8 protein-coding genes are annotated in these 10,374 nt (G+C 70.8%); 3 read left to right on the top strand and 5 right to left on the bottom strand.

All coding sequences use genetic code 11. From position 1 onward, the window contains the following. Positions 1 to 105: 105 nt before the first annotated feature. A complete protein-coding gene (serA, locus tag ABT130_RS45680; protein WP_350966211.1) occupies positions 106 to 1,695 on the bottom strand; it encodes a phosphoglycerate dehydrogenase in 1,590 nt (529 codons plus the stop codon). A 232-nt stretch (positions 1,696 to 1,927) separates the two neighbouring features. Here serA and ABT130_RS45675 point away from each other — a divergent pair, with 232 nt between their 5' ends. Further along, the gene (locus tag ABT130_RS45675; protein ID WP_350914735.1) at positions 1,928 to 2,782 is read left to right on the top strand and encodes a hypothetical protein; all 855 of its coding nucleotides are present in this window, start codon (positions 1,928 to 1,930) and stop codon (positions 2,780 to 2,782) included. Positions 2,783 to 2,903: 121 nt separating this feature from the next. Here the strand turns inward: ABT130_RS45675 and ABT130_RS45670 are convergent, their stop codons facing one another. The 3 genes from ABT130_RS45670 to ABT130_RS45660 form a co-directional block, all read right to left on the bottom strand. Further along, entirely contained in the window at positions 2,904 to 5,525 is a 2,622-nt protein-coding gene (locus ABT130_RS45670) for an FtsX-like permease family protein (RefSeq protein WP_350966210.1), read from the bottom strand. Between the two features lie 40 nt (positions 5,526 to 5,565). Further along, complete coding sequence (locus ABT130_RS45665) at positions 5,566 to 6,273, bottom strand: ABC transporter ATP-binding protein (protein WP_350966209.1); 708 nt, start codon at positions 6,271 to 6,273, stop codon at positions 5,566 to 5,568. Positions 6,274 to 6,412: 139 nt separating this feature from the next. Further along, entirely contained in the window at positions 6,413 to 6,934 is a 522-nt protein-coding gene (locus tag ABT130_RS45660; RefSeq protein ID WP_350966208.1) for a PadR family transcriptional regulator, read from the bottom strand. Positions 6,935 to 7,022: 88 nt separating this feature from the next. Between ABT130_RS45660 and ABT130_RS45655 the strand changes: the two genes are divergently transcribed. Then, positions 7,023 to 7,571 (top strand): FHA domain-containing protein, encoded by a 549-nt coding sequence (locus ABT130_RS45655; protein ID WP_350914725.1) that lies wholly within the window; start codon positions 7,023 to 7,025, stop codon positions 7,569 to 7,571. A 64-nt stretch (positions 7,572 to 7,635) separates the two neighbouring features. Here ABT130_RS45655 and ABT130_RS45650 read toward each other — a convergent pair whose 3' ends face one another. Continuing rightward, complete coding sequence (locus ABT130_RS45650; RefSeq protein ID WP_350966207.1) at positions 7,636 to 9,021, bottom strand: MFS transporter; 1,386 nt, start codon at positions 9,019 to 9,021, stop codon at positions 7,636 to 7,638. Between the two features lie 335 nt (positions 9,022 to 9,356). On the opposite strand from ABT130_RS45650, the gene ABT130_RS45645 reads away from it, so the two are divergent. Continuing rightward, the gene (locus ABT130_RS45645; protein WP_350966206.1) at positions 9,357 to 10,208 is read left to right on the top strand and encodes a CAP domain-containing protein; all 852 of its coding nucleotides are present in this window, start codon (positions 9,357 to 9,359) and stop codon (positions 10,206 to 10,208) included. Positions 10,209 to 10,374 lie beyond the last annotated feature (166 nt).

Raw genomic sequence — 10,374 nt, 5'->3', positions numbered from 1 at the left:
TCGCCGCGTTGTCGTCGGTCACCGCAGCACGCTGCGGCTCCCTCCTCCGCCTTGCGAGACACCACCTGACCGATCCTCGCCACGGCAAGATCCGCGGGACAGGGCCTAGTCGGCCAGGTCGACCGAGCGGCCGCTGTCGGCGCCGATCTCCGCGCCGATCTGGTCGATCACCTCGGCCGGGATGGCGGTGTCGACGGTGAGCGCGATGAGGGCCTTGCCGCCCTTGACGTCCCGGGCCACCTGCATCGAGGCGATGTTGATCGAGTGGTCGCCGAGGATGCGGCCGACCACGCCGACGACGCCGGGGCGGTCGGTGTAGGTGAAGAACGACAGGTGGTCGGTCGGCTCGATCTCCATCTGGTAGCCGTTGACCTCGACGATCTTCGTGATCTGCCGCGGACCCGACAGGGTGCCGGAGACCGAGACCGCACGGCCGTCGGCGAGGACGCCGCGGACCGTCACGACGTTGCGCCAGTCGGGGCTCTCGGCGCTGGTGACCAGCTCGACCGAGACGCCGCGGTCCTTGGCCAGCAGCGGGGCGTTGACGTAGGTGACGGAGTCCTCGACCACGTCCGTGAAGACACCCTTGAGCGCGGCCAGCTCCAGCACGCGGACGTCGTGGGCGGCGATCTCGCCGCGCACCTCGACGTCGAGCTTGGTGGCGACCTCGCCCGCGAGAGCCGTGAACACCCGGCCGAGCTTCTCGGCCAGCGGCAGGCCCGGCTTGACGTCCTCGGCGACGGCACCGCCCTGGACGTTGACCGCGTCGGGCACGAACTCCCCGGCCAGGGCGAGCTTCACGCTACGCGCCACCTGGGTGCCGGCCTTCTCCTGGGCCTCGTGGGTGGAGGCGCCCAGGTGCGGGGTGACGACCACCTGGTCGAGCTCGAAGAGCGGGCTGTCGGTGACCGGCTCCTTCGGGAACACGTCGATGCCGGCCCCGGCGACGCGGCCCTCCTTGATCGCGGAGTAGAGGGCGTTCTCGTCGATGATGCCACCGCGGGCGACGTTGATGAGGCGGACGTTCGGCTTGACCGCGTGCAGCTCCCTGTCACCGATGAGGCCGATGGTCTCCTTGGACTTGGGCAGGTGCACCGTGATGAAGTCGGCCTCGCGCAGGGCCTCCTCCAGCGTGACCAGGCGGACGCCCATCTGCGCGGCGCGGGCCGGCTGCAGGTAGGGGTCGTAGGCGATCAGCTCGACGCCGAACGGCTGGAGGCGCTGCGCGACCAGCTGGCCGATCTTGCCGAGACCGAGGATGGCGACGACCTTCTCGTCGAGCTCCACGCCGGTGTACTTCGAGCGCTTCCACTCGCCGCCCTTGAGCGCGGAGTGCGCCTGGGCGACGTTGCGGGCGGAGGCGAGGATCAGCGCGACGGTGTGCTCGGCGGCGCTGGTGATGTTGGAGGTCGGCGCGTTGACCACCATGACGCCTGCCTTGGTGGCGGCCTCCACGTCGACGTTGTCCAGACCGACACCGGCGCGGGCGACGACGCGGAGCTTGGGCGCGTGGGCGATCGCCTCGGCGTCGACCTGCGTGGCGCTGCGCACGATGAGCGCGTCCACGTCGGCGAGCGCGGGCAGGAACTGGGCACGGTCGGCGCCGTCGGTGTGGCGGACTTCGAAGTCCGCGCCCAGGACCGCGAGACCGGCCTCGGAAAGTTCCTCGGCGACCAGTACGACGGGCTTGTTCACAGGCTGGATCCTTACTAGGCGGTGAGGGTGCACGGACCTCACGTAGTCTATCGGCGCTTGTGAACGTATTCACGAGTGTCCCGAGATGCGAGACGCGACCGCCTCCATGATCCAGCACGCCGGTACCCGCCCCTGACGCATCCCATGCGCCAAAAATTCAAGTTGGTCTTGATCCTAAGAAAACTTCGCGATTACCCTGATAAGCCGTGGGTCACTACCTATCGTTCCTCATATGAGCATCGGGAACCCCGCTCTCGGCAACGTCCTCGCGCAGCACGGCGAGCCGCACCGGCTGCTGGCGGCGCTTGCCGAATGGGGACTCCTGGTCGCCGTGCGACCTGACCGCTCCGTCGTGCTCGGCACGACGCAGGCCGGTGAGCGTGTCCTGCTCGGGTACACCTCGGCGGACACCTACGCGCGGCACCGTGGCGGCCACTCACTGTCGGCGTGCGACGCCGACACGGTCCTCGACATCCAGCGGGTCACCGGCGTGCGGGAGATAGTGATCGACGCGGCGGGACCCGCGGCCGCGGCCGTGCCGATCGAGGATCTCCAGCGGTACCTGCTCTCGAAGCGCAGCGGCCCCGCGCCCGTGCTGTCGAGCGCGACGCCGACGGCGTACGCGACCGGGGCGATGGCCACGGTCTCGCGTCCCGCGCCGGTGCGCCCGCAGCGGACGCCGGTGCCCGCCGCACCCGCCCAGCCGTGGATCCCCGCGCCCCGGCCCCATCTGTCGGGGCCGATGCAGATGGTGGATCCCGGCTACCGGCGGTGCGAGCACCCGATCCTGCCCGCGCTGCGCGCCGCGATCTCGCACCTGCTCGTCGACTACCCGCTCGTCCATCATGTGTGGATCTCCGAGGCCAGTACCTCCTCCGGCGCCCCGGGAATCATGCTGCACGTGAAGGTGCACATGTCGGCGGCCGAGGACGTGGTCAGGGACATCCATCGCGGGGTGCGCGCCCGGTTGCCGCAGCTCGCCGCGAGCGAGGCGCCGATCCTGATGGCCAGGGTCGCCGACGCCCGCAGCGAGCAGCGGATGGTCGAGCTGGGCGCCCACGTGGTCTGCGCCGACGTCACCGACTGACTCCGGGCTCGCGGGACACGAAGACCTCCGTGTGTGGTGTGGAGCCTAGACACCTCCACCACATCGGAGGTCTTCGCTATTGATCAAGCCCAACTGTCAACAACGTTCGTGGTCAATACAGCTAGCCGGTCCTGCGGGTCAGGGTCACCCTCGCACGGGTGAACGCCCCCGCCAGCAGAGCCGCCAGCACCGGCAGACCGATCACCACGGCCGCGAGGAGAAGCCAGGGGATCTCGACCGTCGGCACGCCCGGCGGGAGGAATGAGAAGACCCCGTGTGTCCGAACCGTCATAGGCCAGGTCGCGGCGACTCCCGTCACGGCGCCGGCCACCGCGCCGATCAGCACGCCAAGCCCCGCGATGAATCCGGCCTGCCCGGCGACGACCAGCCTGCGTGTGCCTGGCGGCGCCCCGACGGCGGCCATCGTGGTGAGGTCGGGCCGCATGTCCGCCGCCGCGAGCCCGGTGGCGACGAACGTGCCACCCAGCACCAGGATGACCGCCGCGCCCAGGAGCAGCCACATCTCGGGGACGATGTCGCCTTGGAATCCGCGCTCGACGGCGACGTAGAGGTCGGCCCCGGGAACCACTGCCGCGAGTTCCCATTCCAGCGTCACTCCCTGCCGTTCGGTGAGCCGGCGTGCGGCCGGGTCGACGTACAGGACGCGGGGCTCGGTCTTCAGCCCGGCGTTCCGTACGGCGGCGATTGGCAGCACCGCGACGGCGTGCCGGGGATCGGCGGCCCTGGCCAGGACGGCGGGAACCACGATGTTCCTGGGTATCGCGGTTTCGTCGTCGAACACCACGGCCTCTCCCGAGGGGACCGCGGTCGCCGTCACGACGGGGTTCAGGGTGAGCTTCCCGTCCCGCACCAGGCGGGGATCGAACACCACTGCCTTTCCCGAGGCGAGCGCGGCCGCCGCCACGGGGTCCCGCCGTCCCTGCACGAGCGTGAGCAGCCGTTCGTCTCCGATGGGAAGATTTCCATAGAAGCGTCTCCTCTCGTCCTCGGCGTTCTCAGCGGTGGGCCGGATTTCCATCCAGACGGACGCCCCCCTGGTGTCCTTGAGCACGGCGGCCTCGACCAGTGGCACCCCGGGCAGCACGCGCCCGACGGTGGCTCTCAGCGTGGCCCACCGGTCGTCGTCGAGGTCACCGGCCTCGATCGTCGTGCTCCCGGCCGGGACGACCGCCTGGAAGGCGTCCCGGTTCTGGGCGAAGTTACTGTTCACCGCGATGCCGGCCGCGACGACCGTGGCCGTGGCGGTCATCACCGCCGCGACGGCGGAAGCGGTGCGGCCCCGGTGGCGGGAGGCGTCGCGGGCGGCCAGCCGGAAGGGTAGCGGGAGCCGGGCGGCCAGGGCCGCGGCACTCCTGACCAGCCTCGGTGCCAGTGCGACCAGCCCGAACTGGGTGAGGACCGCGGCGGCGAAGACCCAGACCACGTCGTACCTGATGGACAGGACGGTCGCCGCGACTCCGGCCGCGAGGAGGATCAGGCCCAGCACCGGGCGGCCCACCCGGTCGCGCACCATGCTCCGGCGCTCGCCGAGCACCGCCGCCACGTCCTGGCGGGCCGCCTGTACGGCGGGCACCAGGGCGGCGACCACCCCGCTTCCCGCGCCGAGCAGGGTGACGCCCACGATCGGGAGCCAGGGGATCTCCAGTGGGCCGATCGCGCCGATCAGCCGGCCCGCCTCCAGTGCGGCCGAGAGCGACGCCAGGCCCACGCCGAGGACCAGGCCGAGCGCCGCGGCCCCGCCGCCGAGAACGATGCCGTCGGCGAGGACGATCAAACGCAGCTGCCTCGGTGAGCCGCCCTGGGCGGCGATCAGCGCGAGTTCCCTGCGGCGGCGCCGGAGGCCGACCGCGAAGGCGGGGCCGGCCAGCAGCACCACCTCCAGCACGATCATGACCCCGGCGAGTCCGATCGCCACGGGCCGGTTCTCATTGCCCGAAGGCGTGAGCCAGTCGCGGTCGGGCGGGTTCTCGATGACGGCGCGGGACTGGACCAGGAGTCCGACCGCGTTCAGCCGCTGGACGACGGCCCCGGTGACCGGTCCCGGGGTGTCGACCAGCCAGTTGGTGCCCTGGGTACCGGGTTGGGCGAAGAGCAGGGTGCCGGGGAGCCCGACGATCTCCGTGGCACGGGTCCGGTGCGGGTGCTCGATCACACCGACGACCCTCATCGGTTTCCTGTCCCGCGTAACCTCCAGCGGCGCGCCGAGGCGAGCCCCCCGCCCCAGTAGCTCCGGGGTCACCACGATCTCCTGGGCGGAGGCCGGGAACCGGCCCTCGACCAGGCGGTACATTCCCGCAGTCAGAGGGTCTCGCAGGTCCACCTCGAGCGCGCTCACGTGGTCGCGGCCGTCGGCGGCCAGGTAGTCGACGCTGCCCTCGTTCGCCGGGAGGAACCGGACCCCGGGCCCGAGGAGATCTCCCACCTCGGCCTGTGTCCTGGGCCGCGCGGGACCACTGGACGCCTCGTTACTCGACCACATCCGGCCTCTGATGTCCTGCCTCACCTCCCCCTGCACCGAGGCGATCCGGATCAGGGCGTCGGCCGTGCCGAGCTCCGCGCCGAGGCCCTCGCGGGGGTTGATGTCGGCGGTCTCGACCAGGGTCAGGAAACCCGTGATGACGAGGACGGGCAGGCCGATCATCAGCATGATCAGCGCGCTGCGGCCGCCGGCCCGCAGGGCGTCCCTGCGGGAGATCCGCAGCGCGGCGAGCAAGGCGCTCACGAGATCCTCCCGCCTCGTGACCGGGTGTCCGTTCGCGCGCTCATCGGGCGCTCTCCAAGGGGACGGCGGTGGAGTCGGCGATCTCGCCGTCGCGCAGGAAGACCACCCGGTCGGCCCAGGCGGCGTAGCGGGGTTCGTGGGTGACGAGCAGCACGGCGGCTCCCGCGTCGCAGCGGGTGCGCAGCAGCCGGAGGATGTCGTCGCCGGTCGGGGTGTCCAGCGCGCCGGTGGGCTCGTCGGCCAGCAACAGCCGCCGCTCCCCGACCAGCGCGCGGGCGATGGCGACCCGCTGGCGCTGGCCGCCGGAGATCTCGTCGGGGAAGCGGTCGGCGACCTCGCCGACGCCGACCTCGGCGAGCACCTCCAACGCCTCTCGGCGGGCGACCTTGAAGGCGACCCCGTCCAGCTCGCGCGGGAGGGTCACGTTCTCCAGCGCGGTGAGCGAGGGGATCAGGTTGAGGTCCTGGAAGACATAACCCACGTGCCTGCGCCGGAGCCCGGCGAGCTCCCGTACCGACAGGCTCGCCAGCGGCGTGCCCTCGACGGTCACCGATCCGGAGGTGGGCCCCTCCAGGCCGCCGGCGAGGTTGAGCAGGGTGGACTTGCCCGACCCGGAGGGGCCCATCACCGCGACCAGCTCTCCGGCCTCGACGTCGAGGCTCACCCCGCGCAGTGCCGTCACGGCCTGCGATCCCGCGCCGTGCGTACGGGTCACCTCGGCGAGCCGCACGACGGGGCCGAGGGTCATCTGGGTCCCTCCGGCGTCCGGAGCGCTGGATTCGAGTGGGGGAAGGATGTCAAGTCTGTCTCCTACGTCTGAAGGGCCCGCGTCGAGATCCCGTGGCCGGGACCTGGCGTTCCCGGGCCTGTTTCCGGAAAGCCCGCACCTAGGGGGTCGGAGGTTCGGCAGTGGCCGTGAGCACGGCCTCGCAGTGGTCGAGCCAGCGCTGTTCGGCCTCGGCCTGGAAGATCATCGAGTCGAGCACCAGCCGCTGGGCCGGGCCCTCGACGTTCGCGCGCTTGGCGCGGACGAACTCCTGCAGCGTGCGCATGGTCGCGGTGCGCTGGGCCTGGATGATCGGCCGTACGTCTGCGGCGGCGGTGACCGCCATCGCGAGCTTGATGACCAGCTCGTCCCGAGGCCGGTCCGACTGGACGACGGGGGTGCCGAACCATCGCTCCATCTCGGCCCGACCGGCCTCGGTGATCGAGTAGACGACCCGGCCCTGCTCGTCCTGCTCACCGGGGCTCACCAGGCCGTCGCGCTCCATCCGGGAGAGCGTCGTGTAGACCTGACCGATGTTGAGCGGCCAGGTCGCCCCCGTCGACGCCTCGAACTCGGCGCGCAACTGGTAGCCGTAGCGAGGTCCCTGGCTCAGCAGGGCGAGGAGCCCTTGTCGAATCGCCATACATACTGAGTATGCATACCCAGTATGTCAGTTGCAAGAGATCTGCATATTCTGGACAGGTTCCGCCCTTGGGGCCGATACTCGGAGGATGAGCTCGACGCATCCCCCGTCCCGCGCCTCCGACGGGGATCGCGATCGTGCGATCAACGAGCTCCGTGACCGTGCTGTCGAGGGGCATCTGTCGCACGACACGTTCCTCGGTCGCGTCGATATGGCCCTGCGAGCGCGCAACCAGGGCGAACTCGACAATCTCGTCGCCGACCTGCCGCAACGCGGCCGGTTCCGCCGCATGATCACCGAGGTCGTCGCCTCGGCCTCCGACTTCACCAAGCGGGTGGAGTCGGCCTGGCGGCGTCCCAGACTGCCCAGGCTGGCACTGCCCGCCGACGACCGGGCCCGCTACGTGGTGGGCCGGGGCTCCGCCTGCGACCTGGTCCTCGCCGACCTGACCGTCTCCCGGGTGCACGCCGAGCTCCGCCGCGACGAGGACGGCTGGGTCCTCGTCGACCTCGGCTCGTTGAACGGCACCCGGCTGAACGACTGGCGCCTGGTCGGCCCGGCGAAGGTCCGGCCGGGCGACGTCGTCTCCTTCGGCGACTGCGGCTTCCTGATGATCACGCCTCAGCTGTTGTCATGACCCCACCGCCCGGCCCTCCCGGGCCCGGGCCGCGATCACCCCGAACCGGACCCGGTCATCCTCCTCAGTCGGCCTGGGTCTCCGCTGTCTCCGCTGCCTCGGTCACCCCGGCTCCGGCCTCCCTGAGTTTCTCCGCGGTCAGGGTGTAGCGCATGGTCAGCAGGATGCTGACCACCATCAGCAGCGCGGGCAGCAGCGTCGCGCCGTACAGCACGGCCGTGGTCGCCGACTCGGGCTGCGCGACCGGTGTGGCGGGGTCGGACTCCACGAATCCGGTCGCGCCGAGCAGCCAGCCGAGGATGAGCGCGCCGAACGCGAAGACCACGGTCTCGGCGGCGGTCCAGAGCCCGGTGAACACCCCCGCACGCCGCTTTCCGGTGACCAGCGTGTCATGGACGATCACATCCGAGAGCATCGAGAACTGCAGCAGCTGGAAACCCGCGTAACCGATGCCGACGAGAAGCACGCAGGCGTGCGCGTACACCGAGCCGAGCGGTCCCGAGAAGACCATCCCGACGGTGCCCACCGTGAACAGCGCCGACGACAGGATCATCGCCCCGCGCTTGTCGTAACGCTTGGACAGCCAGACCCAGAGCGGCATGGTGATCAGCAGCGGGCCGACGAGGCTCACGAAGAGCGTGGTGGTCGCCGCCGGATCACCCAGCGTGTAGGTGGCGAAGTACGGTGCGCCGGCCAGCATGATCCCGGCCGCGAGCATCTGGGCGCAGCTCAGCCCGAGCAGCACCATGAACGTCCCGTTCGAGCGGGCGGCGGTGAACTGGGCGCCGAGCGACGGCTCCGCCTCGGCCCGCGCGACCATCGGGGCGCGGGCCGTGCCGAAGAAGGAGGCGAGCATCGACAGCAGCAGCGCCGCGCCGACGACCAGCCCCATGGTCCGGTAGCCGGAGACCTCGGTGCCCGCGATCACCGGCGCGACGGCCCCGGAGAGCAGGATCCCCAGACCGACGAAGACCATCTTCCACTGCAGCAGGGAGGAGCGCTCGTGGTAGTCGTCGGTCATCTCCGCCGGCATCGCCTTGTACGGCACCTCGTAGAAGGCGTAGGCCGTCGCGGTGAGGAAGTAGCAGAGGCCGACGTACAGCGCGGCGGACAGGCCGGTGAGCGGAGGGCCCGCGAAGGTGAGCGCGAAGGCCACCGGCAGGGTGAGCGCGCCCAGCAGCATCCACGGGCGGCGGGCCCCGAAGCGGGAGACCGTCCGGTCGGAGCGCTGACCCACCCAGGGGTTGATGAACATGTCCCAGAGCTTGGGGAGGAAGGCCACCACCCCGGCGATCCAGGCGGGAACCGCCAGCACGTTCGTCATGTAGAAGAGCAGCAGCAGCCCGGGGACGGTGGAGAAGGTCGCGGTGCAGATCGAGCCGACACCGTAGCCGATGCGCACGCCGCGCGGCACGGTGACGACGGCGGGGGATGGCGCCGGGGAGATCATGCCATATTCAATCGCAGCGAGCGACCGCTTGGTAGGCCCCGGGCAACGTGAATATTTTTTCCCTTCCGCTCCGAGGGGCACCCTTCGCCCGACCCGGTCCAGTCGATCTCCCTACCGGCCGATGTCATGAATGTCCAGCTCAGACAGGCCACAAAGGGACTTTCCATGGTAGATCACCCCAAAATTGGACCGGTGCATCGCCGACCCCAGACGCCTATGTGATCACTCTGGTTTACCTGGAGCCCACAATTAATGTCGGTAATTTGCTGACAAGGCCGATCTGTCCCCGACAGAATGCGGAACCGTCCAGCGTCTCACCAACTGGAGGAACCGACATGCGCAGACCGCTAGGGGTACTGCTGTGCCTCGGGAGCCTGGCGGCCCTCAGCACGCCGATCGCCACCGCGCACGCCGCGGCCGCCCCCCTGGCCGAGTGCCGCGTGTACGCCGCCAAGCCGTACGTCACCGCGGCGGGACGGATCCAGGCCTCCGCCGCCCGGCTGGGCTGCGACGACACCGCGCTGGTCCGCATCCGCATCAAGCGCGCCGTGGCCGGCGCCGACCCGGTCGTCAAGAGCGCCTCCCTGCGCGGGACCAACGGGCGGGTGACCGTGAGACTGGCGTGCGCCCCCGGCGTCTACTACTCCGTCGTCACCGACTACCGGGGCAACGTCAGCCGTTCCAAGGCCGTCAGGCTCGCCTGCTCCCCCGCGGCCACCCCGACCCCGAGCTCCACCTCCACCGCCCCGGCCCCCACCCCGACGGCCACCACCACCGCCCCCACCCCCGCACCGGGAGGAGGGTCCGCCGTCTCCGAGGAGGTGGTGCGCCTGACCAACGCCGAGCGGCAGAAGGGCGGCTGCGCTCCACTCGTCTCCGACCCCCAGCTGCGCTCGGCCGCGCAGGGCCACTCCGACGACATGGCCGCCAAGAACTACTTCAGCCATACCTCACTCGACGGCCGGGACATGACCGCCCGTATCAAGGCGAGCGGGTTCAGCCCGATGCGTGCCTGGGCCGAGAACATCGCGATGGGCCAGCGCACCCCTGCCGAAGTGGTGAAGGGCTGGATGGACAGCTCCGGTCACCGGGCCAACATCATGAATTGCGCCTACACCCACCTCGGGGTGGGCGTGGCCAACAGCTCACGTGGCATCTATTGGACCCAGAACTTCGCCAAGCACTGAGCATCACCGGGCACCGGATCCGGGCGGGCGCCCAGCCCGGCCAGGGCGGGAGAGCCGGTCGGCCATCCGCACCGGAACGGCCCGCGCCCCCCCCCCCGGTACACCCGGCCGGGGGGCGGGCCCGGCGGGGGGGCCCGGGGGGGGGGGGGCGAGGAAGGGCGAGCGG

Source organism: Streptosporangium sp. NPDC001681 (genome assembly GCF_040298085.1).
Taxonomy (GTDB): domain Bacteria; phylum Actinomycetota; class Actinomycetes; order Streptosporangiales; family Streptosporangiaceae; genus Streptosporangium.
Note: the sequence above shows the minus strand (reverse complement) of the source record. Positions and strands in the feature narration are given on the sequence as shown.

Coding starts and splice junctions, on each gene's coding strand:
- ABT130_RS45675 (WP_350914735.1), top strand. CDS start 1,928: ATGAGCATCGGGAACCCCGCTCTCGGCAACGTCCTCGCGCAGCACGGC.
- ABT130_RS45665 (WP_350966209.1), bottom strand. CDS start 6,273: ATGACCCTCGGCCCCGTCGTGCGGCTCGCCGAGGTGACCCGTACGCAC.
- ABT130_RS45660 (WP_350966208.1), bottom strand. CDS start 6,934: ATGGCGATTCGACAAGGGCTCCTCGCCCTGCTGAGCCAGGGACCTCGC.
- ABT130_RS45655 (WP_350914725.1), top strand. CDS start 7,023: ATGAGCTCGACGCATCCCCCGTCCCGCGCCTCCGACGGGGATCGCGAT.
- ABT130_RS45650 (WP_350966207.1), bottom strand. CDS start 9,021: ATGATCTCCCCGGCGCCATCCCCCGCCGTCGTCACCGTGCCGCGCGGC.
- ABT130_RS45645 (WP_350966206.1), top strand. CDS start 9,357: ATGCGCAGACCGCTAGGGGTACTGCTGTGCCTCGGGAGCCTGGCGGCC.